Source organism: Bacillus sp. FAU18 (assembly GCF_056033885.1).
On sequence record NZ_JBVYHZ010000004.1, the window covers coordinates 1,470,993 to 1,496,420 of the forward strand.

Here is a 25,428-nt window from a genome sequence, read left to right on the forward strand (position 1 = left end):
TGCCTTTGCGGGCAGCTTTTTTTATTTTTTTCTAAGAGGCTCTAAAATGCCTTTTTGAATCAGCAAATGGAAGACCGACAGGATAACGGATGCCCATATCGCTGTGCCGAAGCCGTCGATTTGAAAACTGTCACCCATAATGGACGCGGTCATCATAAGCGTGATGGCGTTAATCACAAACAAGAAGAGTCCAAGCGTCACCATGGTGACCGGCAGTGTAAAGATAATTAAAAGCGGTTTAATCAGCACGTTTAAGATCGATAAAATGAGGCTGGCGATAATCGCTGCCCCAATGCTGCTGATATGGATGGAGTCAATATATCCATCAATGACGATTAATAACAATGCATTGACTAAAATGCTGACTGCCCATTTTACCATGTCATTTCATATCCCTTTCTGACGGGACGATAAAAATCCAAATGATATAAATGAGCAAAACCGGGAAGACACTTGTCATAATGGCTAAGATGACAGTTATGACTCTGAGGAGTGATGCGTCCCAATTGAAATATTCCGCGAGACCTCCGATAACACCGGCGATTTTCTTATTTTTTTCTGAGCGATAAAGCTTATTCATTCGATCACCTCTGTGAGTACTTTAGTTTGATGGCGCCTGTTAGTGATTCTGAGAAGACGGTGATGTTTTGATCATGTGCCTGATTTGAAGTGAACATCATTTCTTTTTGAATGGTATCATTTTTTTCCTTCAGCATCTCAACATCCATTAATTCATGGGACAGCGAACCAAGATTGCTTTTCAGCTCTGCCTTCACTGCGAGATCGTCCGGAATCGCAAGCTCCACACTTCCAGTCGTTGTTTTTGCATAAATGGAGCGGCAGTCCGATTCTGTAACGTTAATCGCAATATTTCCGTTAAAGCTCTGAACGTCAATGGATTCGCTTTTCCCTCGGAGATCGATCAATCCGTTAATGGTTTCCGCTTCTATCGTTCCGCAGCTGTGGCTGGCGAGCTTAATTTGCCCGTTGGCCGTTTCAGCTATGGCTTTTTCGGCTGTTAAGTGCGAGAACGACAACACGCCGTTTGTCGTTTTCGCTGAGAACTCTTTTACATGTAAATGTTCCCCTCTGACCGGACCGTTAAACAGCTTCACTCGAATCTTATCATACTCCTTCTGAGGAATATACAAAGTGACATTCGTTTTCATCGTCTTTTTCTCAGTACGGATAAAAAATTTATTACCTTTGATTTCACATTCAATATGCTGAAGAAATGCGTGTCTCGCCGCATCCTGGCTGTCAGCGCGATATACCTTCGCCTGGCATTCCGCTCTGATATCGTCATCTTCCCAAGGGACGATATTCACGCTGCCATTGGCAATTTGAAGCTCAACACTGGAAAAGTCAGTATCTTTAAATTGAAAAATGTGCTGAACATCATACGCATGGCCAAAGTTTAAATCAAGGTCAACTTCCTTGACCTTTTTCACAGCAGAATCAATCCAGTCAAACAGCTTGGCTCCTAAAGACGGCTTGCCGCTTTCTTTTTTTGCCGTTGTAAATGGCTCTTCCTCGTCATGAACGTGAACTGAGAGCGCTGTGATTTTCTCTTCTTTTTCCTTGTAGTCGCTGTCAAGCTTTTCAATCAGTGTCAAAGCTTCTTGTGCTGTAAGCTTTCCTTCCTCAACAAGCTTAAGGATTCGTTCCTTTTCTTGCTTCATTACGATCTCCTCCCCATTGTCTACTTATGCTGCACGCAGGACCTTAATGCCCTGAATCACATTCCAAATGATAATGCCAATGACAACTAAGAAATAAATAACCGCTCCCCCAATGATTACAAATACAGGAAGCAAGCTGTCTCCATCAATCGCAACGGCTCCGCCAAGTAAAGCAATAAAAAGGAACAGCCAGCCGACAAACGGAACAATGTGAGAAATAAGAGAGCGTATCGCATGGCGTTTTGTTTCTTTCTCATTTACAACAAAATAAGCGACAATCGGCACAATGATTGGCGCAATGAACACACTGAAATAACAAAGTGATGCAATAATAGCTTGATTACGGTTCAATTCATTCCACACTCCTATTGTAGATTGTCCATGACAAAAGATCAGGGACGTTTTACTTATTTATACGTTTAAAATCTCTTCAGGTTTCAAATTCATTCTTTAGACATGCTCCGATTTACGGAAATTGGATTTTAAAAAGTTTTAGAAGTAGAATCTTCCGGCTATACCGATTACAATATGTAAAAAGCTTACGGCAACCAAGGAGGCTGGACAAGCAATGGAGAAAGATCCCAGTGACTATACAGTAACACAAGAATCAGTGTTAAAGCTGATTCATGAACAAAAAAGAATGAATCGTGAAATGATCGCCGAGCTTGAGCAGATTCACGGACCCTTCCCGATCTCTCACGATATCCAATATATAAAAGTGCTGCTCGACAGCAGCAACACGCATATTGTTCAAGATTTAATGAGTGTAAGTAAGCAGCTGTATAAGAAGACTTTGTAATTGCGGAAAACATATCATTCATTATAACTGAAACAAAGTTAAAGGTTAGATGACAATATCTTGCCTTTTTTGTTTTGAAAAAACAAGTGATTCCCTGGCTGTCACAAAATGATTGTAACAAAAAAAGCCTGCCGGCACATCCAGTTAATGGACTCTGTCGGCAAGCTGTAACTAACAGAAAGAGATAGCCGTTCAAAATTAACGTAACAATTGAAGCACGTTTTGCGGCTGTTGGTTTGCTTGAGCAAGCATCGCTTGAGAAGCTTGAGAAAGAATGTTGTTTTTTGTGAAATCGCTCATTTCTTTCGCCATGTCAACGTCACGAATACGAGACTCAGCAGCAGTCAGGTTTTCACCAGAAGCGCTTAAGTTATTGATTGTGTGCTCTAGACGGTTTTGTACCGCACCAAGTTTAGCACGTTGGTTTGAAACACTTGTAATTGCACTATCGATTTTAACAATCTCAGTGTCAAAACTAAAATCATCTGCTGAAACATCGATACCTTTTACTCCTAAAGTTGTTGCATCCATGTTACCAATTGTAACATTAATATTTTGGCCAGCATTTGCACCAATTTGGAATGTAAATCCTGCTGTTTCACTACCGTCTAAAAGTTTTTTTCCGTTAAATTCAGTACGTTGAGAAATTCCATCGATCTCTTCAGTTAAAGCATCCATTTCATCTTTAATTGCAGTTAAATCTTCAGTTTGCTGTGTACCTGTGTTTCCTGCTTGAACAGTAAGTTCACGCATACGTTGAAGGATTGCATGGGTTTCAGTCAATGCACCCTCAGCTGTTTGGATAAGAGAAATACCGTCTTGAGAGTTTTTAGAAGCCATTTCAAGACCTCTGATTTGTCCTCTCATTTTTTCAGAAATCGCAAGACCCGCTGCGTCATCTCCCGCACGGTTGATGCGAAGACCAGAAGAAAGTTTCTCCATGTTTTTTGAGCTCGCACTGTTGTTTGAAGACAAACGGTTTAGTGTGTTAAGCGCTGCAATATTGTGGTTGATTCTCATGTGAAAAATACCTCCATGTGTATATGTTTTTGAAATCAAAGACTTCCTTTTCTTTGATTTCTGGCGTATCAGACTCCAATAAAGCTTCTAACCTATGTAGATTCAGTTATTGCTTAAGGATGCCTTTAAGCCCCTTAATAGGGTTTGTCTGCTTAATTTGGAAATCTTCATCCGCCTTTCAATTCATATATCGACAGCAATTTGTAAATGTTTAGGCGTTTTCCCAAAGAAATTTTACCCAAAGACGATTCTAAACCTATTATGCCGTAAAGAAAAAGCTTGCCTGCTAAGTCCAAGGATGGACTTGCTGACAAGCTGTCCCCTCTTAACAGAGGGTTTTAAGATGTAGCTGTTTCTTTCGCTTTCAAGAGCGATTTCATGCGTGTTTTGTCACGTTCGATAACAGGCTTCAAATAACGGCCTGTATATGATTCTTCCACTTCAGTGATTTCCTCAGGCGTTCCTGACGCGACAATGGTTCCGCCCCCGGCTCCGCCTTCCGGGCCCAAATCCACAATGTAATCGGCCGTCTTAATGATATCAAGGTTATGCTCAATAACCAGTACAGTGTCTCCGTTGTCTACCAACCGTTGCAGCACGACAAGAAGCCTGGCGATATCGTCGACATGCAAACCTGTCGTCGGCTCATCTAAAATGTAGAGCGTGCGTCCGGTCGAGCGTTTGTGCAGCTCTGATGCGAGCTTCACGCGCTGCGCTTCTCCGCCTGACAAGGTCGTCGCCGGCTGGCCGAGCGTAATATAACCTAAACCAACATCATAAAGGGTTTGGAGCTTACGTTTGATTTTCGGGATATTTTCAAAGAAAGAAAGAGCATCTTCAACCGTCATATCAAGCACATCAGAGATGCTTTTTCCTTTGTACGTCACTTCAAGCGTTTCACGGTTATAGCGTTTGCCGTGACACACCTCGCATGGAACGTATACGTCAGGAAGGAAGTGCATTTCTATTTTAATAATCCCGTCTCCGCGGCAGGCTTCACATCGTCCGCCCTTCACGTTGAAGCTGAAACGGCCTTTTTTATAGCCGCGGACCTTCGCTTCATTTGTCTGCGCGAATACATCACGAATGTCATCAAATACACCGGTGTATGTCGCAGGGTTGGATCTCGGCGTTCTTCCGATTGGCGCCTGGTCAATGTCAATGACTTTGTCTAAATGATCCAAACCTTTAATCTCTTTATGGCTGCCGGGCTTCGCTTTCGCTTTATGAAGCTTTTGCGCCAGCGCCTTATGCAAAATTTCATTAACGAGTGTACTCTTTCCTGAACCGGAAACACCTGTAACTGCTGTAAACGTCCCAAGCGGGAACTTGGCATTCACTTTTTTCAGGTTGTTTTCTGAAGCACCTTTAATTTCAATGTAACGTCCGTCCGGCTTTCTTCTTTCAGGAGGCAATGGGATAAACTTTTTCCCTGATAAATAGCTGCCCGTTAATGAGTTTGGATCTTCCATCACTTCTTCCGGCGTACCCGCAGATGTCACCTGTCCGCCATGAATGCCGGCTCCCGGTCCAATGTCTATTAAATAATCTGCTGCCATCATCGTGTCCTCATCATGTTCGACAACAATCAGCGTGTTCCCGAGGTCTCTCATATTTTTCAGAGCGCTGATCAAGCGGTCGTTATCACGCTGATGCAGACCGATAGACGGCTCATCTAAAATATAAAGCACACCGGATAAACGCGAGCCAATTTGAGTCGCCAGCCTGATGCGCTGCGCCTCTCCCCCGGACAATGTACCCGCTGCCCTGCTCAATGTCAGGTAATCGAGGCCGACTTTGTCCAGAAAGCTTAAGCGCTCCACAATTTCGCGCAAAATCAAATTGGCGATCTGCATATCCTTCTCAGAAAGGGTGAGATCTTTAAAGAAGGCAAGTGCGTCTGCGACAGACAGCTCGGTAATTTTTCCAATGTGGCGGCCGTCAATCAGTACGGCAAGCGCCTCTTTCTTTAACCGATAGCCTTTGCACGTCGGACAAGATTTCTGAGACATATACTGCTCCATTTGCTCACGGATGAAATCGGAGCCTGTCTCCTTATATCGTCTTTCAATGTTGCGCAATACGCCTTCAAATTGAATTTCACCTTCACGGATTTGTCCAAAATCATTTTCATATCGGAAATAAATCAGGTCATCTCCGCTGCCGTACAGCACTTTATCCAGTTGATGCTTCGGCAAATCTTTGACCGGCACATCCATATCAATCCCGTAGTGGGTGCAGACTGCCTCAAGCAGCTGAGGATAATATTGTGAGCTGATCGGTGTCCAAGGGGCGACCGCATTCTCCTTCAATGACAAATCTTGATTGGGGATGACAAGATCGGCATCCACTTCAAGCTTCATTCCGAGACCGTCACACGTCGGACACGCCCCGAACGGACTGTTAAACGAAAACAGACGCGGCTCAAGTTCACCAATTGAAAATCCGCAGTGCGGACAGGCATGATGCTCGCTGAACATCAGCTCTTCCTCACCGATGACATCGATCATAACCCGTCCTTCACCTAAACGGAGCGCCGTTTCCAATGAATCTGACAGCCGTGCTGCCACGCCTTCTTTCACGACAATCCGGTCAATGACTACCTCAATGGAATGCTTCTTGTTCTTTTCTAATTCGATATCGTCGGAAAGCTCAGCCATCTCGCCGTCAATTCTGACTCTGACATAGCCTTGTTTTCTAATCTGTTCAAGCACTTTGACATGAGCGCCTTTTCGGCCCGAGACAATCGGCGCCAGCACCTGAAGCTTCGTCCGTTCCGGGTATTCCAGAATTCTGTCCACCATTTGCTCGATGGTCTGGGATGTAATCTCAATTCCGTGCTCCGGACAATGAGGCTTCCCTACTCTCGCATATAAAAGACGCAGATAGTCATAAATCTCAGTTACCGTACCGACAGTAGACCTCGGATTGCGGCTCGTTGTTTTCTGATCGATGCTGATGGCGGGAGAGAGCCCCTCAATTGCATCCACATCAGGCTTATCCATTTGCCCTAAAAACTGGCGGGCATAAGCAGACAGCGACTCGACATACCGTCTCTGTCCTTCAGCATATATCGTGTCAAAGGCAAGGGAAGATTTACCTGATCCGGACAAACCCGTGACAACGACAAGCTGATCTCTCGGAATCGTTACATCTATATTTTTCAGGTTATGCGCCCTGGCTCCCTTCACCTCTATCCGATCCATAGCCATTTGTTCATCATCCTTCCGCTTTTAGCTCTAAAAGTAAATCGCGAAGCTCCGCGGCTCTTTCAAAGTCAAGCGCCTTGGCGGCTTCCTTCATTTCATGCTCCATCTGTTCAACGACTTTCTGGCGTTCTTTCTTCGTCATTTTCGACAGCTTCGGCGCGGCTTTTGTTTTGTATTCCGCTTTATCCTCAGCTGCTACTGTGGCACGAATGACATCGCGAATTTCTTTATTTATCGTTTTCGGCGTAATGCCGTGCTCTTCGTTAAACCGCTCCTGCTGCTCGCGGCGGCGTTTTGTTTCATTAATCGCAATTTCCATAGACTTCGTTATTTTATCGGCGTACATAATGACGCGGCCTTCCGCATTTCTCGCTGCCCGTCCAATGGTCTGGATCAGCGAACGCTCCGAACGAAGGAAACCTTCCTTATCCGCATCCAAAATCGCAACAAGGGATACTTCGGGAATGTCCAAACCTTCCCTCAGCAGGTTGATGCCGACAAGCACATCGTACTTGCCAAGGCGAAGGTCGCGGATAATTTCAATCCGTTCAAGCGTTTTGATCTCAGAATGCAGATAGTTTACTTTAATGCCGATTTCCTTTAAATAATCGGTCAGATCCTCTGACATCTTCTTCGTCAAAGTTGTCACAAGCACCCGTTCATTCCGCTCGATTCTTGCTTGAATTTCGCCGATCAAGTCGTCAATCTGGCCTTCGATTGGACGTACGTCAATAAGTGGGTCAAGAAGCCCCGTCGGACGAATGATCTGTTCGACCATTTCATCTGTATGTTCAATCTCGTACGGCCCTGGTGTTGCTGATACATACACGATATTGTGCATATGCTTTTCAAATTCCTCAAAACGAAGCGGACGGTTATCAAGCGCTGATGGAAGCCGAAAGCCGTGATCCACGAGCACCTGTTTCCGCGCCTGGTCTCCGTTAAACATGCCGCGCACCTGAGGAATTGTCACATGCGACTCATCCACCACGATCATAAAATCGTCTGGGAAATAATCAAGAAGCGTATACGGCGTTGAACCTGGAGGCCGCAGAGTCAAATGTCTTGAATAGTTCTCGATGCCGGAGCAGAAACCCATTTCACGCATCATTTCAAGATCATATCTTGTCCGCTGCTCTAAACGCTGCGCTTCAAGGAGTTTTCCGTTTTCGTGCATGACCTTCAGCTGCTCCTCAAGCTCCTTCTCGATATTTTGAATCGCCTTCTCCATTTTCTCGGCCCGCGTTACGAAGTGGGAAGCCGGGAAAATCGCAACATGATCTCGGTCGCCGAGAATTTCTCCTGTCAGCGCATCCACTTCCCGAATCCGTTCGATTTCGTCACCGAAAAATTCAACTCTGATACAATGCTCATCACGAGATGCCGGAAAGATTTCCACTACATCCCCGCGCACACGAAATGTACCGCGCTGAAAGTCGATATCGTTGCGGGCATATTGGATGTCTACAAGTTTTCTGAGCAGCTCGTTGCGCTCAATTTCCATTTCAGTCCGCAGTGACACAACCATTTCCCGGTATTCCTCAGGCGAACCGAGGCCGTATATACAAGACACACTCGCAATAATAATGACATCTCTGCGCTCAAACAAAGCTGATGTGGCGGAGTGTCTCAGTTTATCAATTTCATCATTAATACTAGCGTCTTTCTCTATAAATGTATCCGTTTGAGGCACATACGCCTCCGGCTGATAATAATCATAGTAGCTGACAAAATACTCGACAGCATTGTTCGGAAAAAATTCCTTGAACTCACTGTAAAGCTGTCCAGCAAGGGTTTTGTTATGGGCAATCACGAGAGTCGGCTTATTGACTTCTTTAATCAAATTAGACACCGTAAATGTTTTCCCAGTTCCTGTCGCACCCAGCAGAGTCTGATGCTTCTTGCCCTCCTGAATTCCTTTCACAAGCTTTTCAATGGCTTTCGGCTGATCTCCCTGGGGCTGATATTTCGAGACTAACTCAAAGCGATCTTTCACAAAAATAAGCCTCCGTTTCTTTAACGAAATCTTCCTATAGATATAGTAACACAATGGAAAGCAAAATCACCAAAAATACGAACTAAAGTTCGGTGGTTTTTTATTTCCAGCTGTTTTTGTGTATAAAAAACCTGCTTTTAAAACGTAAAAGCAGGTATTCAGTCTTTATATTCATTATGTCCGATTTATTCTTCTTTTTTCTCTGCAGCTTTTTTGGCCATATACAGTCCCCCAGCCACAAGAGACACAACATCCAATCCTACAATAAAATACGTTTCTGTATAGCCTTTTAAATAAGAGGCAAACAGCAATGCAGCTGTTAAAGCGATCGCCACATAATGATTAAAGGTGACTCTAGTAAATAGAACAACAAGCATAAAAGGGAAAAACAATGCAAAAACGGCTTTTGTAATCAACAAAAACCCTCCTCAGGGATTCTTCATCTGATCTGATTATAGTAAAAAATGAAGAATCGGACAATCGTGCATTCGCTCCCTCTGCTACACCATACCCCTTTTCAGCCAAAATCAATCACCATATTTGCATTTTGGTGCCGGTCAAAACTTATTCCATGGTGCTGCTGTTCTAATCAGCGGCACTTTTTTTATTACATCATCAAGTCCGCCGCCAGATTCCGAGAATAAAAGAAAATAGGCATACAGTACCAGTACGGCCGCATTTTTCATGATAATCTAACTAACTTAACTATTCATTTTATTTAGGACTTTCTGCGTTTGACAGCATTTTCCTGAAAACCTACAATTGAACGATAGTGTTCACTATCATTTTTGAACACTGGCTCCGTCATAAAAACTAGAGAGAAAAACAAAATGAAGGAAAGAGGGGTTTCAAATATGTATTCTGTTTTATTTCGCCAGGCAGAAGAGTCCAGCCAGCTGGCTGGAGCAAAAGGAATGAATTTGATTAAATTGACCAAACACGGTCTTCCTGTTCCGGACGGGTTTATTATTCAAACGAATGCGCTCGCACGTTTTATGGAGGACAACCAGCTTCAAGAGACTAGCGAAAACGTCGAAAGCGAGATCATTTCCGGAACATTTTCGGATGAGCTGAAAAATGAGCTGACTAGTTCCTTTTATAAGCTTAGAGAATCATATCGATCCGTAGCCGTGCGTTCTTCGTCTGCCTCGGAAGATTTAGAAGGCGCCTCATTCGCGGGTCAATATGAAACCTACTTAAATATCAAAACAGAGGAAGAGTTTCTGGCTAAAGTGAAAGAATGCTGGGCCTCATTTTTTTCTGGGCGGGTCAGCAGCTATAAGAAAAAAATGAACAATCAAATCGCAGAGCCGTTAATGGGAATAGTCGTTCAGGGGCTGATCGATTCAGAAATGTCAGGTGTTATCTTCAGCCGCAACCCTGTTACCCATGATGATAGAGAGCTTTTAATCAGCGCCAGCTACGGGTTGGGTGAAGCTGTTGTTTCAGGAAGTGTTACCCCAGACACGTTCATTGTTAATAAATCTTCGTTTGAGATTCAGAAAGAAATAGGTGCAAAGGAAATCTACATGGAGTCTGCGGCAGAAGGAATTGCTGAAAAAGAAACGAGTGAAGACATGCGCAGCCGTTTTTGCCTTACAGATGAACAAGTGATTGAATTGGCTGAAATCACAAAAAAAACCGAAGACCTGTACGGATATCCTGTCGATATAGAATTTGGAATTGCTGATCATCAAATATACCTTCTGCAAGCTCGTCCGATTACAACCATTGATCAGGACAAAAAGGCGGCAGAAGAAAAACGCAGCTTCATGATTACCGACGCTGATATGAATGATTTCTGGCTTAACATGGAGTCTAATATTGAAGGTCCGGTGAGTCCGTTATTTTCATCCTTCATCGTGCCGGCATTGGAATATGGCTTGAAGAAGAGCATGCAAAAGTTTCCGATTGGTGTAGTTGTTGATGAAGTAAAACTTTATCGCGGACATATTTATTCCAAAAACCAAGGCGGACAGCAGCCTCCTTCTGAAGACTGTGGCAAAGAGCTTTTCCCGATTTTATCGGAGCATATGTATGACATCATCAATCACACATACCTCCCTTTTTACCGGACACTGGACCAGCTCGCACAAACTGAGCATACCGCAGAAAGCGCACTGGATGCTTTTCAAAAACTAAAGGCCTTTTATCTCACGGCTTATGAAGAGCACTTCAATATCGTTTTCCCGCAAATCCTTTTAACAAACAAACTGCAAGCGATGTATCAGGACATTCAAGGAGAGTCCGAAAACGCTCATTTTTACGAGATGCTGACAGGAAAAATGAACAAATCACTGGAAACGGACCGTTGCTTATGGTTATTTTCTGTGGAAGTTCAGGAGAACCCGAACCTTTTGGCCATTTTTGAAAACAACAAGCCTGAACAGCTCCAGGAGAAATTGGAACAAACAGGTGAGGGAAGACACTTCCTGAAGAACGTCCATGAATTCTTGCAAGAATACGGATGGAGATCTGTTAAAAGTCATGATCTGATTGAACAAATCTGGGTGGAAAATCCGTATTTCGCTCTGGCCAATATTCAAAATTATGTCCGTAATGGCTATCATTTTGACAATGAATTTCAGAAAACGAAAGAAAAACGAGAGAAATTATACAATGAATTCTTGGAAAACATAGAAGATCCCGGTTTACGCACCGAATTTGACCGCTATTATCAATGGACACTGAACTCTGCAAATATAAAAGATGATCACCACTTTTATATTGATGCCATGCTGGATGCCAAGGCGAGAATCTTTCTGCTGAAGATAGGTGAATTGCTGGCGGAAAACGGTGTCATTCAAGATCGTGAGGACCTTTGGTTCTTATATGACGACGAAGTGGAACAAGCGCTTCTTCACCCTGTATCCCTGCAAGAAAAGGCTGAAAAACGCAGACAGATTTTTCATGAGTATGAGCTAGCCCAAGCCCCGGCCTATCTCGGCACCCCGACAAAAGAACAGCTCAAAGCTGCTGAAGAAATTGTCGGCGCTGTGATAGAGGATGAAAAAAACACAGAGAATCATATTTTTGGCATTGCGGCATCAAGCGGCATTGCGACAGGTCCGGTGAAAATCATTCGGGACGCCAATGAATTTTCTCAATTCGCGCCTGGGGCCGTACTCGTTTGCAAGATGACCACACCGCTATGGACCAGCCTGTTTCAAGACGCCAAAGCAATAATTACAGACACAGGCGGCATTTTGTCTCACGCTGCGATTATTGCCCGTGAATACGGCATTCCAGCCGTTCTCGGCACACGCACGGCAACCGAAAGACTGCGAGACGGTGACATCATCACTGTTGACGGAAGCAGCGGCAAAATCACAGTTGTCAGCCGGTCCTGATGCGTCCCCCTCTTTCTTATACAAGCGGGGCGGGTGTATACTTGTCCTGCCAGTATATTCGTGAGGTGAAACGTATTGAGACCGACAAACAAGAGAATCCTTGACGCTGCCATGCAGCTGCTCGTCAAAAAAGGATATCGCGCAACGACTACAAAAGAAATTGCAGAAAAAGCAAATGTAAGTGAAGCGACGATTTTCAGGAACTTTAAAAACAAACAAGGACTAGTTGAGGCTTTGCTTTCTCAGCATTCTTCAAACAGAGGCAGCATTTTGGAACAAACAGAAGGGGATTTGTACAAAGACCTGCTTCATATCGGAACCTGTCTCTTGGAGGAGCTCGAACATAGAAAAGATATCATTAAAATCAGCTTTCGTGAACCGGCCATGTTTCAGGATGTCATTAACCACGTCACTGAATATCCCCAATCTATGAAACAGCTATTGGTTGATTATCTCAAAACGATGGGTGAGAAAGGGGTTATTCAGACAGGAAATGAAGCGGAGCATGCCGACGTGTTCATGTCGATTATCTTCGGTTATTTCATTCACCGTCTCCACTTAGGAGACCGGGTCATATCAATGCCCCAGGAAAAAATGCTGGAGCACAGCACAGCTCTATTTGTCAAAGGAATTTCTGCTGATTAACTCCTTGGCATAATAAAAAGGAGGATCCCAATGAGCTCAAGAAAAGAATGGGCGCTGATCGTCTCGCTATTATTGGGGGCCATTCTGGTTCCCATTAATTCAACGATGATCGCGGTCGCGCTCTCATCTATCTCCCATACGTATAACGAGTCCATCGCAAGCATCACTTGGGTGGTTACCGTTTATTTAATCGTGATGGCAGTCACACAGCCGATTGCAGGAAAGCTCGGTGACATGTACGGCAATAAAACAATGTACTTATGGGGAGTCGGCCTTTTTCTAATCGCATCTCTAGGCTGCGCCCTTTCACCGAGTCTGCTCCTGTTAATTGTCTTTCGGGCATTGCAGGCTGTCGGCGGGGCATTGCTTACGCCAAACAGCATTGCCATTATCCGGCATGTTGTTTCTGAAAAACGCCTACCGAAAGTGTTTGGATTTTTCGGACTGGGTGCGGGACTTGGTGCAGCACTCGGGCCTTTTATCGGCTCTATACTGATTGACAGCTTCAGCTGGCATTCGATTTTTTGGGTCAACATCCCGTTCCTCGCCATTGCTTTATTTACGGCATTAACGATGTTTCCTCAATATAAAGAAAATAAATCTGACGCGCCGCTGGATATCATCGGCTCTCTCTTGCTTGCAGGCAGCATCGTTTCAATTATCCTGCTGACGAAAAATGAGGCTCCATGGGGATATGCGGTATACAGTGTATTGATACTTCTTTTTGTTCCGCTTTTTTTCAGAAGAGAAAAACGTACCCAGCACCCCATCATTGACTTTGAACTGTTTAAAAGCTCAACCTTTACAAATGCGAATCTATCAGTCTTGTTAAGCAATTTGATGATGTATGCCGTCTTATTGATTATGCCGTTATTTATGACGAGCCAATTTGGGCTTAATACGTCTAACAGCGGGATGGCGCTTTCTGTATTTTCGATCTTCATGTCAGCCAGCAACTGGGTGGGCGCGCAGCTCCATCACAAATGGGGAGCAAAAAAAATCATTTTTCTTTCATTTGCCATGATGGCTGGTGCGAATCTATTATTTTTTCTGTTAAGCAGCTCGCATTCTGTCTTGTTCCTCATGCTCTCTCTTATCCTTGGCGGGCTCGCTTCCGGAGTCGGTCTGACCAGCATGCAGGTTTCATCCCTTGCCACAGTAGACCCCGGTATGTCAGGAGTGGCATCCGGGATTTTCTCGACCTTCCGTTATTTCGGAAGCATCATTTCATCAGCCTTAATTGGCCTGATTTCGGGATATCACATCCTATTTATGATTCTCTTTGCTGTATCCATCATCGGCGTTTTTGTTTCATTGGGCATCAAATCTGATGAAACGGCACGGATAGAAAAAAACTCAGCGTAACACAAAACAGCCCGGCATCGCATCTTCCTGCGGTGCCGGGCTGCCTTTTATGATCCAGAAGCGGCTGCTTCGTCTTCACGGTCATCCTTTACGAAGAGGATGCCCAATTCATGATGTTCTCCTTCATAAGAAGCTCGTTGGTCAAAACGAATTTCTCCATTCAAACCGATAATTTCAAGCTTCACATATGCACGATTATGCTGAAGCGCTTCATAGAAATCAGAAACGTTCTTAACCGGTATGCCATTGACTTTCGTTATGATTTCCCCGATTTTCAATTCCAGATCCTCAGCCGGCGTATTTGGGATAATTCCAAGCACCATTAAGCCCTGATCCCTTTTCGAGAAATAAAACGGAGCCGCGTTATCATTCACTCTTTGCTTTATGGACAGAAAAATGCGCCCTAACAAAGCAGTACAGACCGCTGCACCCGCAAGCGGCGTCCACAGTAAGCTCGCTGCACCGAGAACTGCGACGGCAAGACCGAGAATACAAACGCGTTTCGCTGTGACCCTTATACTCGTTTCGGGCAGCGATCCCTGTACCCTTTGTCCAAATCCGACAAAGTAAGGAACCCATAGAAAATGGAATGAGCCGCCGGGAACAGTAAACACGGGCCACCAGCTAAGGTGCGATTCTAAACCATTACCGGGCACGAGAAGGAACAGCGGCAAAAGCCAAACCCGGTTTGCCAGCTGCTGTCCGATCGGCAAACCGCGGCTGCTTACGACAAGTGCCGGTGATGTTCTCACATGCGCAGAACGATAAGCAACCGCTCCTTCAGTGATAATCAGCAAACCTAGAAACACAGCCACAGCCGGCCAAACAACTGCAAATCCTTGCGGAAATCTCTCCAGAAAGGGCTCCGCCTGATATATTTGCAGTCCAAAACCTATCAGCATACTCACACTGACGATATATGCAGCAGACATCCAGTTTGCGCGAAGAGTGAACGCTGCCGCTGCAGTGATAACGGCAATAATCGCAAGTAAACCGAGAGGAATCGATATTCCGAGTCCACCTAAAATAACTGACAAAAGAAGACCTGGAATCAGTCCCTTTGTATATGTAAATTTCAGATCATCATAAATATCTGCTATTCTTGTATGAAAGGTTTTTCGTTCCCGTTTGATTCTTACATAGCCGAAAGCCAGGGTTATGATGATAAAAAACCAGAAAAGCGGGTGTAAGAAGAACAAGCCCGCGCTTTTTAACAGTTCAATTCCCCATTGAACAGACACTATCTCTCACCGCCTCAAGCCAAACATGTTACTCATATTCTATCAAATATTAAATGGCTTGGATATCCTCAGGAGAGTTTATCTCTCTTGCGTCATCCACAGCGTGACATTCGATAGTGAAAAATCCTTTAAATAGTGGTTGACATCCACATCCAATAACCCGCTGATTAGATGCATCGACCTTTTTATATCTGTCAGATTAATTCCTAATCGCTTATGGTTTTTCATTAAGTAGTTAAAATAATGTTTGGCGCATTCCTCATTAATGTCATTTACTGATTCGACATTGGTGTAATTGACCAAATATCTGCTGAACAGCATAAGAAGACTTAGTGCTTTTGTAGCTGAAAATGTTACGTCTTGTGTTCTGTCTTTTAATTGTTCCACTAATTCATAATATTTTTTTTCACGCACAATACTTGCCCTCTTCAATTGTGAACCCCCATTTTCTTTATACAGATAAGCACGGGCCAGTATAAGCAGCAGTACTGGAGTGCTAACAAGCATTCTCGCTAACGTTACTCTTTAAATACCTGTCGTTCAGCTGCCATTAACCTGATTACTGTTCTTTTTAGAACCTTCTTATATTGTATGAAGTAAACAAAGACTAGGCAACTTGCAAAAGTTTCATTTTAAATGCATATTAACTCGTTAGAAAGTCTCTCTCATATATTGATATCGGGTAATAACAGTCCTTTATAAATGTTTATTTGTGAAAATTTTTTTAATTTCTTGTCAAAAACTCATTTTTTATGTGACTTATGATCCATAATCTCTTTAAGCACAAAGAAACAGGAGATGGGATACCATCTCCTTTAATTGACAAATAATGATTTCAATGCTGTTTGAAGCTGCAAATCATTTTTTTCATCTGATTTTTTCTTTTCTATCTGCTGATTTAATGTCTCTGCAGTGCGAGTGTCGATCACACCGGTTTTATTCAGCTTGTTTTGATCCTGAAAAGCCATAACCGCTTTTTTCATGTCTTTGCTGAAATAGCCATCCTCACGTCCCGGATCAAAGCTGAGACCTTTTAACAATACCTGCGCATGCTTGACGTCTTCATTGTTCATGTCCACTTTAAGCGGCTCTTTCAGCTGTAAGGGCCCGGCGGAAAAATAATCGGGCTGCTTAATCGCAATGGTCGGTTCAATTCCTTTCTTATGAATCCAGTTTCCATTTGGCGTCAGCCACTTGTAAAGCGTTAATTTGATGTTGCTGCCGTCCCCCATTGGGACAGCCTGTTGAACCGTTCCCTTTCCAAAAGACGTATCGCCTACAACATCATAATGGCCAGCTTCCTTTAATGCGCCGGCAAGAATTTCTGATGCAGAGGCACTTCCTTTATCCGTAATCACATTGACAGGGTACGCTTTTTTATGGGTCAATGTTGAAAAATAACGTTTTTTATCTCCATTGCGTTCAGCAATCTGAATATACGGCTGGTCCTTTGTAATGAAATACTTAAGAATTTCTTCCACACTTTGAAGATATCCGCCCGGGTTGCCGCGTACATCAATGACAAGTCCTTCTATTTCTTTTTTCTCAAGCTCCCTTAGCGCTTTTGCAAAATCCTCTGCGGTGTGCTCAGAAAAAGTAGAGATGGCAATATATCCGACAGAATGCCCCTGTACTTTTTTCTCTGATGCAAAAACCGTTTCGAGCGGAATCTCAGCTCTCTTGATCCGGAATGACAGCTGCTTCTTCGTTCCAGGCCGCTGAATCTTCATTGAAACGCTGGACCCTTTTTTTCCTCTTATTTTTAACACAGCGTGGTTTAAATCCTTGCCGGCCATCGATTCTCCATTGATGCTGATAATTTCATCATTAGGCTTCAACCCGGCTTTTTCCGCTGGCGATTTCTTGAATGGGGAAACAATAATAATTTTGCCGTCTTCCATGCCAACCTCAGCCCCGATGCCTTCAAATGAGGAATCAAGAGAATCAGAAAATTGCTTAGCTGTCTGCTTGTCCATGTAAACAGAATAAGGATCATTTAGCGTAGACAGCATTCCCTGGATGGCTCCCTCGAGCAGCTTTTCTCTATCTACTTTTTCTACGTACTCATTCGAAATTAACTCATACGCTTTTTCGATTTTGTCCATAGCTTTATCCCGTTCAGAGTCAGCTTGGGCCGTCGCGGGAACTGCTGCAGTCTGGGGCTTATCCATCTCAAGCAGGTTGATTCCCGCATATACACCGGCGCCTCCGAACAGCATGCTCCCTGCTGCTATCACAGCCATTATTTTTTGATTCATCCTTTACTCCTCCTGTATGCCAGACTGTCTTTACCAAAACCTAGAGATAGTATATGTAAAGGATGGAGATTTCATGTAATCATAGAAGAAAAAGAAGGCAAATGAAAAGCCGTCCCGAAAGCGGGACGGCTTTTTCACTTTATACTCGCAGAAACTTGCGGATGGAAGTCAGACTTCCCCATACTCCAATTACTGCGCCGATTGCAATCAGCACTAGCGAAACTTGGAATACAAATGGATTATAAGGAAGAAGAGAGACAAATGATCCTTGAACCTTTGGAACGACCCATCCGATGACGTATTGGTAAGTGCTCAGCACCAGTGCAATCGGTATCACAGAACCGAATACGCCTAGCAGCAATCCTTCAAGGAAAAACGGCCAGCGAATAAACCAGTTTGTCGCGCCGACAAGCTTCATGATTTCAATTTCTTTTCTTCTTGCGAAAATTGTAATTTTAATGGTGTTGGAAATTAAGAACATCGCCGTAAATACCAGGCCGATAATTAACGCGATTCCAATGTTGCGGGAAACGCCGACCACTTTAAACAAACGACTGACCTCTTCTTTTCCATAAGTGACTTTATAAACATGATCCATTTTTTCGATCTTTTTCGCCACGTTCGGCGTATCATGCGGATCTGTCGTTTTGACGACAAACGCATCATTAAGCGGGTTTTCCTGATCCTTCATTGTCAGGGATTTTCCGCTGTCACCAAAACTGTCAACCAGCTGGTCAAGCTCTTTTTCTTTAGATGAAAAAGTGACACTCTGAATACCCTTCAGTTCCTTAATATCGTTCTGAAGCTTGTCCTGTGCCTTCTGATCTGCAGTCAGATCAATCAACACTTTGATTTCGACTTGCTTTTCTGCATTCGTGGCCATGTTATTCAAATTCAGCATAATCACTAAAAACACGCCGACTAAAATCAGCGTAACGGTTACAGCACTAATGGACGCAAATGTCATCCATGTGTTTCTACCGAGAGATTTAAAACTCTCACGCAAGTGGCGCCCGAGAATTTTAATCATATGAACCATACTCCCCTCTTGACTCATCACGCACAATGATACCATCTTCGATTGCAATGACACGTTTCTTCATGGTGTTTACGATTTCTTTATTATGTGTCGCCATCACGACTGTTGTCCCGCGGTTGTTAATTTCCTCCAGCGTCTTCATGACTTCCCAGGACGTATCCGGATCAAGGTTTCCTGTCGGTTCATCAGCAATGACAACATCAGGGTTGTTCACAATTGATCTGGCAATAGATACACGCTGCTGCTCCCCGCCTGAAAGCTGGTCAGGAAATTGTCGCGCTTTATGCTTCAGCTGCACGAGATCAAGCACTTCAAGCACCCGTTTCTTAATGACAGACGGCTGTTCTCCAATCACTTCAAGGGCAAATGCCACATTTTCAAAAACAGTAAGTTTCGGAAGAAGCTTGAAATCCTGAAAGACAACGCCTATTTTGCGGCGCACGAAAGGAATCTCTTTTTCTTTAATTGTCGCGAGATCTTTATGATTGATTAAAATTTGTCCTTTTGTCGGTTTTTCTTCTCTGTAAATCATTTTAATAAAAGTAGATTTACCCGCTCCGCTCGGACCAACAACATACACAAACTCGCCGGGATGGATGGTAACAGAAATCCCATTGAGCGCTTTTACGCCGTTCGGATAGGCTTTATATACTTCCTTCATCTCTATCATGAAATCACCTAATCTTTTATATCATTTTATCTATCACACGGTCATACTCTTCGAATGCATTCGACAATTTATGACCCATTCATTTGTAAAAAGATGAAAAATCTGAAAGTTCCCTTTTTCAATACACTTCATTATACGTCAAATTTAGACATAATACTATTACAGTTTCTTTTCATTCATATTGTCAAAGCATAAAAACATCCTTGCCGGCACTCAGCAAGGATGTTTTTATCTTACTTTTTTTCTGACAGCCATTTGGCAATAACAGCGGCTTCGTTATCATCTACAAGCCCCTTTGGCATATTGCCGCGGCCGTTTTTAATAATGCCTTCAATTTTGTGTTCATCGTATTTGCCTCCGACCTCTTGGAGATTAGGCCCTGACACACCTTCTAAATCCTTGCCGTGGCAGCCTACGCAGCTTTGCTGATATAATTCTTCTCCTTCAGATGCAGTGGCTTCCGTCTTGCTGCCGGTGTCTGTCTTCTCTTCTTTTGCATCGTTTGATCCGCAGGCAGCCAACAGAACAGAAAGCGCAAATCCAAGCATTAGTATCGATAACTTTGATTTCATGTTGAGAAGCACAACTCCTTTACGATCTCTTCCATATTATAACCTCGTTTAAGCGCGTTTGAAACCCTCGCCCAGCACCTCGCTCGCGTCTGCTACAATCACAAAAGCTGACTCATCAATCTGTTTGACGATTTGTTTCAATTTGGTGAATTCAGTTTGCCCAACCACGCACATTAAAATCGGACGGTCATCGTCAGTATATCCGCCGACTGCAGAAATTTTTGTCACGCCTCTGTCAATCTTCTGTAAGACAGCCTCCTTGACAGCCTGCTCCTGCTTTGTAATGATGAGTGCCATTTTTGAGCGATTAAAGCCGACTTGCACAACATCAATGGTTTTGCTGGACACATAGACGCCAAGCATGGCATATAAGCCTTGCTCAATATTAAATACGATCATAGCCGTAACAACAATCATTCCGTCAATGATGGCGAGGCACTTCCCCAATGACAGACCGGAGTACTTATGAATGATCTGTGCAGCCAAGGCTGTACCTCCCGTCGAACCTTTCCCTAAGTACACAATACCAATTCCGATACCTATCCCGACACCGCCAAAAATCGCCGCCAAGAGTTCATGATGAGTGGCGGGCTGAATATCCCTTGTCAAAAACACTACTAGCGGCAAAAACACAGAACCTGCAAGTGTCTTTAGTCCAAATTTCCCGCCGAGCAAAATGACGCCAGCAATAAATAAAGGGATATTAATAATCCACTGTACATACGCTGCTTCAAAACCATATGATTGTAAAATCGTACTGATCCCGCTGACACCGCCGGCGGCAATCTTGTTCGGAAGCAAAAATACATTAAAGGACACGGCCGTAATCGCTGCTCCTAACAATATGTATACATAATCCCGCAAAATCCACAATGTTTTATTCCGTACGTCCATCATATATCCTCCGTTTCTTCCAATGCTCTCCGATAGCATTTTAATCCTTCCCTGATTAGATGTAAATAACACCCAAATACAGTGGTAATATGCTAAAGCAGCAGTGAAATCAAGGATATAAGGAATAAAAAAACACACCCGTATGCATCAGGTGTGTTTTTCAGCTTATGAAAGCTTAGAACGGAGGTAGGCATCAATGAACGTATCAATGTCACCATCCATTACAGCTTGAACGTTCCCCATTTCTGTATTGGTCCGATGGTCTTTTACCATGGAATACGGATGGAATACATAAGAACGGATTTGGCTGCCCCAGCCGATTTCTTTTTGTTCACCGCGAATTTCATCCAGCTCTGCCTGCTGCTCTTCAATTCTGCGCTGATACAGCTTGGCCTTCAGCATTTTCATGGCTCTTTCACGGTTTTTAATTTGTGAGCGCTCCGTTTGGCATGTCACAACTACGTTCGTCGGCAAGTGAGTAATCCGAACGGCTGAATCCGTCGTATTGACGTGCTGTCCGCCCGCGCCGCTTGCACGGTACGTGTCAACTTTAATATCCTCCGTACGAATATCAATATCAATTTCATCGTTAAATTCAGGCATGACTTCACATGAAACGAAAGATGTGTGGCGGCGGCCTGATGAATCAAATGGTGAGATCCGCACAAGACGATGGACACCTTTTTCTGCTTTGAGATACCCGTAAGCGTTGTGTCCTTTGATGAGCAATGTCACTGACTTGATTCCAGCCTCGTCACCTGGAAGGTAATCGAGTGTTTCTACTTTAAAGCCGCGGCGCTCTCCCCATCTTGTATACATTCTAAGAAGCATAGAGCCCCAGTCCTGTGACTCTGTACCGCCAGCACCAGGGTGCAGTTCTAAAATCGCGTTATTTTTATCATACGGCTCGCTGAGAAGAAGCTGAAGCTCAAACTCATTGAACTCTTTTGTTAATGATTTTAGTTCTTTTTCAAGCTCAAGCTGGAGATCAGTGTCCGGCTCTTCTTTCAAAAGATCATGAGTCATTTGTAATTCTTCGTGAGATTCATTCAATTTTTTATACGAATTGACATAATCCTTTAAACCGTTTGCTTCATTTATAACCGTTTGAGCTTTTTGCTGATCATTCCAGAATTCCGGATCAGCCATTTGTTCATCTAGCTCAGCAATGCGAGCCTCCTTTGATTCGAGGTCAAAGAGACCCCCTAAAGTCCGCTAAACGAGAAGCCATATTTTCGAGCTCTGCTCTGATTTCTGATAATTCCATTTCATTCACCTCATTAAAATATACGCAGGCGCCTGCAGGCGCCGCGGTCAGTAAACTTGCCGGAGCGAACTATTCAGTACGGCCGCAGCAATTTTTATATTTTTTCCCGCTTCCGCAGTGGCATGGGGCATTTCGGCCGATATCAACCACTTTGCGAACCGGTGCTTTCTTTGCTTTTTTGTTATCGTCGCCTTCTTGCGGCTGATGAGCTGTTGTTTGGCCTTGTACAACCTCTTCACGCTCCAGATTGTTTTCAATCTCAGCTTTCATCACAAATTTTGCGACCTCGTCCTCTATTGATTCAATCATATGCTCAAACATCGCAAAGCCTTCCATTTGATACTCACGAAGAGGGTTCGTCTGCGCGTAAGCACGAAGGTGAATCCCTTGGCGGAGCTGATCCATCGCATCAATGTGATCCATCCATTTAGAATCAACGGCACGAAGAACGATAACTTTTTCGAATTCGCGCATTTGCTCTTTGCCAAATTGCTCTTCCTTCTCATTATATTTTGTGATGATGCGATCCATAATGAGATCAAGCATTTCATCCGGTTCTTTGCCGAAGATATCGCTCTTCTCAAGCGCACCTTCATCAAGATAAGTTGTGTTGATAAGATCAACTAGACCGTCAAGCTTCCACTCCTCAGGAAGCTCTTCTCTTGGCGTATAGGCTGCAATTGCACGTTCGAGAGAAGACTTGATCATATTTTCAACGATTTCACGCAGGTTTTCAGAGTCAATGACTTCAAAGCGCTGCTTATAAATGACCTCACGCTGCTGGCGGAGAACATCATCATATTGCAGAAGCTGTTTACGCGAATCGAAGTTATTGCCTTCGACGCGTTTTTGAGACGATTCAACCGCGCGAGATACCATTTTGCTTTGGATTGGAGTAGAGTCGTCCATGCCGAAGCGGTCCAGCATCGCCATTGTCCGCTCAGCTCCGAATCTGCGCATCAATTCATCTTCCATAGAAAGATAAAATTGAGTAATCCCCGGGTCTCCCTGACGTCCGGAGCGACCTCGAAGCTGATTGTCAATCCGGCGTGATTCATGTCGTTCTGTTCCGACAACAGCGAGTCCGCCAAGCTCTTTTACTCCTTCGCCAAGCTTAATGTCCGTTCCGCGCCCCGCCATGTTAGTCGCAATCGTCACTGCGCCTTTTTGGCCGGCCTCTTCAATGATCTGCGCTTCACGTTCATGGTTTTTGGCATTTAACACTTGATGCGGAATTCCTTTGTTTTTAAGCAGCTTAGAAATCAATTCAGATGTTTCAACGGCAACCGTACCGACTAGAACAGGCTGTCCCGTCATGTAACGCTGTGCGACATCCTCCGCAACTGCCTTAAACTTTCCTTCCATCGTGCGGTAAATTAAATCCGGGCGGTCATCACGGACAACTGGCCTGTTGGTAGGGATCGTGACAACCTGCATGTTGTAGATGTTGCGGAATTCTTCTTCCTCTGTCTTAGCCGTACCCGTCATACCGGCAAGTTTTTCGTACATCCGGAAGTAGTTTTGGAACGTAATCGTCGCCAAGGTCATGCTTTCGTTTTGAATCTCAAGCCCTTCCTTCGCTTCAATCGCCTGGTGAAGCCCCTCACTGTAGCGGCGGCCTTTCATCAGACGTCCCGTGAAGGAATCAACAATAACAACCTGTCCGTCTTCCACTACATAGTCAACGTCCTTTTGCATCGCAACGTGAGCTTTTAAGGCCTGGTTGATATGGTGGTTGAGCGCGACATGCTTCACATCAAAGAGGTTATCGATGCCGAACGCTTTTTCCGCCTTCGTCATTCCTTCTTCAGTAAGCTGTACAGCTTTTGTTTTGATATCGTACGTGTAATCCTTCTCCGCTTTTAACGTACGGACAAAAGCATTTGCCTGTACGTACAGCTTAGTGGATTTTGCAGCTTGTCCAGAAATGATAAGCGGTGTTCTCGCTTCATCAATTAAAATAGAGTCAACTTCATCAATTACCGCAAAATGAAGCGGGCGCTGAACCATCTGCTCTTTATATAGAACCATATTGTCACGCAAATAGTCGAAGCCAAGCTCATTGTTTGTAGAGTAAGTAATATCAGCGGCATAAGCTTCCCGTTTTTCGTCTTTTGACATTGAGTTTAAATTCAAACCGACAGTCAGACCGAGAAACTCGAAAATTTTCCCCATTTGCTCAGCGTCACGGCTTGCCAAGTATTCGTTGACAGTCACGACGTGTACGCCTTTACCTGTTAACGCATTTAAATAAACAGGCAGGGTAGACGTTAATGTTTTCCCTTCCCCTGTTTTCATTTCCGCTATATTTCCGTCATGAAGCGCCACGCCCCCCATGAGCTGGACTTTAAACGGAAACATGCCTGTTACGCGGCGTGAAGCTTCTCGAACAACAGCAAAAGCTTCAACAAGAAGATCATCCGTTGTCGCCCCTTTTTCAAGACGCTCTTTAAATTCAATTGTTTTATGTTTCAACGCTTCGTCAGAGAGATTTTCATAGTCTCCGCGAATCGCATCAATATCGTTAGCAATTTTTTCGTATCTATTCAGCGTACGTTTTGTTGGATCAAACATTTTATTTAAAATTCCAAGCATTTATAACGCTCCTCTATCATCACATGCCTATTTTAGAGGCATGTATAAATAATTTACTAGTCCATGTATACCTCTCATTATCATATCATACCTTTTGTTATTTCCAAAGAATTTGCAAATAAGAAAAACAAAAACCTTCCGCGGACATCACGGAAGGCTTCTCTTCATTATTCAGTCGGTTCAATTAAGCCATATTTCCCGTCATTTCTGCGATACACGACATTTGTAAGGTTTGTTTCCGCATTTGTGAAAACAAAGAAATTATGGCCGAGCATATTCATTTGCAAGATCGCTTCTTCACTATCCATCGGCTTTAAATTAAAGCGTTTCTGACGGACGATGTCCAAGCTCTCCTCCTCTTCTATGTCATCCTGAACCGCAATATCTGTATCAGAGCCAAGACCGTTTGCCAATAAATATTTTGGAGAGCCCTGCTCACGGAATTTACGGTTTACTTTCGTTTTATGCTTACGGATTTGACGTTCCAGTTTGTTTGTTGCGAGATCAATTGCGTTGTACATATCCTCGTTATGCACCTCGGACCGAAGCGCCAGATCTGTCATCGGAATCGTAACCTCAACCTTAGACTCCTTGTCATTGTAAAACTTCAAGTTGACGTTCACATCAGCATCCACGCTATGGTCAAAATAGCGCTCCAGCTTGCCGATCTTCCTCTCGACATGATCCTTTAACGCGGGTGTCACTTCAATATTTTCTCCTCTGATGTTATAGTTCATCAAAGAACGCCTCCCTTTTATTAAGGATATGTATCTATTTCTCTTTTACCCTTTACAATTCCTGCTGAAACATAAATCTTTTGTGAAAA

At 43.8% G+C, this 25,428-nt stretch carries 22 protein-coding genes; 4 read left to right on the plus strand and 18 right to left on the minus strand.

The window, feature by feature from the left end:
* Window positions 1–21: 21 nt before the first annotated feature.
* Genes AC0OMU_RS18705 through yvlA form a run of 4 tightly spaced genes read right to left on the minus strand, consistent with a single transcriptional unit; the run spans window position 22 to window position 2,033 of the window.
* Window positions 22–381 (minus strand): phage holin family protein, encoded by a 360-nt coding sequence (locus AC0OMU_RS18705; RefSeq protein WP_003228066.1) that lies wholly within the window; start codon window positions 379–381, stop codon window positions 22–24.
* A 1-nt stretch (window position 382) separates the two neighbouring features.
* Complete coding sequence (locus AC0OMU_RS18710) at window positions 383–580, minus strand: PspC domain-containing protein (protein ID WP_015384763.1); 198 nt, start codon at window positions 578–580, stop codon at window positions 383–385.
* Window positions 581–584: 4 nt separating this feature from the next.
* Window positions 585–1,682, minus strand: coding sequence for a DUF4097 family beta strand repeat-containing protein (locus AC0OMU_RS18715; RefSeq protein ID WP_014478112.1), 1,098 nt, complete (start codon window positions 1,680–1,682; stop codon window positions 585–587).
* A 24-nt stretch (window positions 1,683–1,706) separates the two neighbouring features.
* Window positions 1,707–2,033: a protein YvlA gene (gene yvlA, locus AC0OMU_RS18720; protein ID WP_003244375.1), complete on the minus strand. Its 327-nt coding sequence runs from the start codon at window positions 2,031–2,033 to the stop codon at window positions 1,707–1,709.
* A gap of 217 nt (window positions 2,034–2,250) precedes the next feature.
* Between yvlA and AC0OMU_RS18725 the strand changes: the two genes are divergently transcribed.
* Window positions 2,251–2,481 carry a hypothetical protein gene (locus AC0OMU_RS18725; RefSeq protein WP_003235419.1) on the plus strand — a complete coding sequence of 77 codons (231 nt, stop codon included), beginning with the start codon at window positions 2,251–2,253 and terminating at the stop codon, window positions 2,479–2,481.
* 198 nt (window positions 2,482–2,679) lie between these two features.
* Here AC0OMU_RS18725 and hag read toward each other — a convergent pair whose 3' ends face one another.
* The 4 genes from hag to AC0OMU_RS18745 form a co-directional block, all read right to left on the minus strand.
* A complete protein-coding gene (gene hag, locus AC0OMU_RS18730; protein ID WP_046340271.1) occupies window positions 2,680–3,501 on the minus strand; it encodes a flagellin Hag in 822 nt (273 codons plus the stop codon).
* Between the two features lie 338 nt (window positions 3,502–3,839).
* Window positions 3,840–6,713 carry an excinuclease ABC subunit UvrA gene (gene uvrA / locus AC0OMU_RS18735; protein ID WP_014478114.1) on the minus strand — a complete coding sequence of 958 codons (2,874 nt, stop codon included), beginning with the start codon at window positions 6,711–6,713 and terminating at the stop codon, window positions 3,840–3,842.
* Window positions 6,714–6,720: 7 nt separating this feature from the next.
* Window positions 6,721–8,706 (minus strand): excinuclease ABC subunit UvrB, encoded by a 1,986-nt coding sequence (gene uvrB / locus AC0OMU_RS18740; protein ID WP_003228054.1) that lies wholly within the window; start codon window positions 8,704–8,706, stop codon window positions 6,721–6,723.
* Window positions 8,707–8,891: 185 nt separating this feature from the next.
* On the minus strand, window positions 8,892–9,122 hold the full coding sequence (locus tag AC0OMU_RS18745; protein WP_003228053.1) for a CsbA family protein: 231 nt from the start codon (window positions 9,120–9,122) through the stop codon (window positions 8,892–8,894).
* A gap of 438 nt (window positions 9,123–9,560) precedes the next feature.
* Between AC0OMU_RS18745 and AC0OMU_RS18750 the strand changes: the two genes are divergently transcribed.
* The 3 genes from AC0OMU_RS18750 (at window position 9,561) to AC0OMU_RS18760 (ending at window position 14,066) form a co-directional block, all read left to right on the plus strand.
* Window positions 9,561–12,056 carry a PEP/pyruvate-binding domain-containing protein gene (locus AC0OMU_RS18750; protein ID WP_327830326.1) on the plus strand — a complete coding sequence of 832 codons (2,496 nt, stop codon included), beginning with the start codon at window positions 9,561–9,563 and terminating at the stop codon, window positions 12,054–12,056.
* 75 nt (window positions 12,057–12,131) lie between these two features.
* A complete protein-coding gene (locus AC0OMU_RS18755) occupies window positions 12,132–12,701 on the plus strand; it encodes a TetR/AcrR family transcriptional regulator (RefSeq protein WP_003244088.1) in 570 nt (189 codons plus the stop codon).
* 30 nt (window positions 12,702–12,731) lie between these two features.
* Window positions 12,732–14,066 (plus strand): MFS transporter, encoded by a 1,335-nt coding sequence (locus AC0OMU_RS18760; protein ID WP_015384772.1) that lies wholly within the window; start codon window positions 12,732–12,734, stop codon window positions 14,064–14,066.
* A 47-nt stretch (window positions 14,067–14,113) separates the two neighbouring features.
* Here AC0OMU_RS18760 and minJ read toward each other — a convergent pair whose 3' ends face one another.
* The 10 genes from minJ to hpf form a co-directional block, all read right to left on the minus strand.
* Window positions 14,114–15,307, minus strand: a complete 1,194-nt coding sequence (minJ, locus tag AC0OMU_RS18765) for a cell division topological determinant MinJ (RefSeq protein ID WP_015384773.1) — start codon at window positions 15,305–15,307, stop codon at window positions 14,114–14,116.
* 78 nt (window positions 15,308–15,385) lie between these two features.
* On the minus strand, window positions 15,386–15,739 hold the full coding sequence (gene swrA, locus AC0OMU_RS18770; protein WP_015251121.1) for a swarming motility protein SwrAA: 354 nt from the start codon (window positions 15,737–15,739) through the stop codon (window positions 15,386–15,388).
* 383 nt (window positions 15,740–16,122) lie between these two features.
* Complete coding sequence (gene ctpB, locus AC0OMU_RS18775) at window positions 16,123–17,565, minus strand: carboxy-terminal processing protease CtpB (RefSeq protein ID WP_367147502.1); 1,443 nt, start codon at window positions 17,563–17,565, stop codon at window positions 16,123–16,125.
* Between the two features lie 139 nt (window positions 17,566–17,704).
* Window positions 17,705–18,595: a permease-like cell division protein FtsX gene (gene ftsX / locus AC0OMU_RS18780; RefSeq protein ID WP_009968247.1), complete on the minus strand. Its 891-nt coding sequence runs from the start codon at window positions 18,593–18,595 to the stop codon at window positions 17,705–17,707.
* Window positions 18,588–19,274, minus strand: coding sequence for a cell division ATP-binding protein FtsE (gene ftsE / locus AC0OMU_RS18785; RefSeq protein WP_003228039.1), 687 nt, complete (start codon window positions 19,272–19,274; stop codon window positions 18,588–18,590). The genes ftsX and ftsE overlap by 8 nt, the downstream gene beginning before the upstream one ends.
* A 233-nt stretch (window positions 19,275–19,507) precedes the next feature.
* Window positions 19,508–19,846 (minus strand): cytochrome c551, encoded by a 339-nt coding sequence (cccB, locus tag AC0OMU_RS18790; protein WP_015483761.1) that lies wholly within the window; start codon window positions 19,844–19,846, stop codon window positions 19,508–19,510.
* Between the two features lie 48 nt (window positions 19,847–19,894).
* Window positions 19,895–20,740: a YitT family protein gene (locus AC0OMU_RS18795; protein ID WP_015483762.1), complete on the minus strand. Its 846-nt coding sequence runs from the start codon at window positions 20,738–20,740 to the stop codon at window positions 19,895–19,897.
* Window positions 20,741–20,905: 165 nt separating this feature from the next.
* Window positions 20,906–22,007 (minus strand): peptide chain release factor 2 gene (gene prfB / locus AC0OMU_RS18800; RefSeq protein ID WP_010886623.1). Its coding sequence is split into 2 segments (ribosomal slippage): window positions 20,906–21,934 and window positions 21,936–22,007, totalling 1,101 coding nucleotides; the frame shifts between segments, so codons are not numbered across the junction.
* Window positions 22,008–22,076: 69 nt separating this feature from the next.
* A complete protein-coding gene (gene secA, locus AC0OMU_RS18805; protein ID WP_322839815.1) occupies window positions 22,077–24,602 on the minus strand; it encodes a preprotein translocase subunit SecA in 2,526 nt (841 codons plus the stop codon).
* A 167-nt stretch (window positions 24,603–24,769) separates the two neighbouring features.
* The gene (gene hpf, locus AC0OMU_RS18810) at window positions 24,770–25,339 is read right to left on the minus strand and encodes a ribosome hibernation promotion factor (RefSeq protein WP_003228031.1); all 570 of its coding nucleotides are present in this window, start codon (window positions 25,337–25,339) and stop codon (window positions 24,770–24,772) included.
* Window positions 25,340–25,428: the final 89 nt, after the last annotated feature.

Excerpts from the sequence above, each read along its gene's own strand:
- AC0OMU_RS18705 (WP_003228066.1), bottom strand. The coding sequence starts at position 381 with ATGGTAAAATGGGCAGTCAGCATTTTAGTCAATGCATTGTTATTAATC.
- AC0OMU_RS18710 (WP_015384763.1), bottom strand. The coding sequence starts at position 580 with ATGAATAAGCTTTATCGCTCAGAAAAAAATAAGAAAATCGCCGGTGTT.
- AC0OMU_RS18715 (WP_014478112.1), bottom strand. The coding sequence starts at position 1,682 with ATGAAGCAAGAAAAGGAACGAATCCTTAAGCTTGTTGAGGAAGGAAAG.
- AC0OMU_RS18725 (WP_003235419.1), top strand. The coding sequence starts at position 2,251 with ATGGAGAAAGATCCCAGTGACTATACAGTAACACAAGAATCAGTGTTA.
- hag (WP_046340271.1), bottom strand. The coding sequence starts at position 3,501 with ATGAGAATCAACCACAATATTGCAGCGCTTAACACACTAAACCGTTTG.
- uvrA (WP_014478114.1), bottom strand. The coding sequence starts at position 6,713 with ATGGCTATGGATCGGATAGAGGTGAAGGGAGCCAGGGCGCATAACCTG.
- AC0OMU_RS18750 (WP_327830326.1), top strand. The coding sequence starts at position 9,561 with ATGTATTCTGTTTTATTTCGCCAGGCAGAAGAGTCCAGCCAGCTGGCT.
- AC0OMU_RS18760 (WP_015384772.1), top strand. The coding sequence starts at position 12,732 with ATGAGCTCAAGAAAAGAATGGGCGCTGATCGTCTCGCTATTATTGGGG.
- ctpB (WP_367147502.1), bottom strand. The coding sequence starts at position 17,565 with ATGAATCAAAAAATAATGGCTGTGATAGCAGCAGGGAGCATGCTGTTC.
- ftsX (WP_009968247.1), bottom strand. The coding sequence starts at position 18,595 with ATGATTAAAATTCTCGGGCGCCACTTGCGTGAGAGTTTTAAATCTCTC.
- ftsE (WP_003228039.1), bottom strand. The coding sequence starts at position 19,274 with ATGATAGAGATGAAGGAAGTATATAAAGCCTATCCGAACGGCGTAAAA.
- cccB (WP_015483761.1), bottom strand. The coding sequence starts at position 19,846 with ATGAAATCAAAGTTATCGATACTAATGCTTGGATTTGCGCTTTCTGTT.
- AC0OMU_RS18795 (WP_015483762.1), bottom strand. The coding sequence starts at position 20,740 with ATGGACGTACGGAATAAAACATTGTGGATTTTGCGGGATTATGTATAC.
- secA (WP_322839815.1), bottom strand. The coding sequence starts at position 24,602 with ATGCTTGGAATTTTAAATAAAATGTTTGATCCAACAAAACGTACGCTG.
- hpf (WP_003228031.1), bottom strand. The coding sequence starts at position 25,339 with ATGAACTATAACATCAGAGGAGAAAATATTGAAGTGACACCCGCGTTA.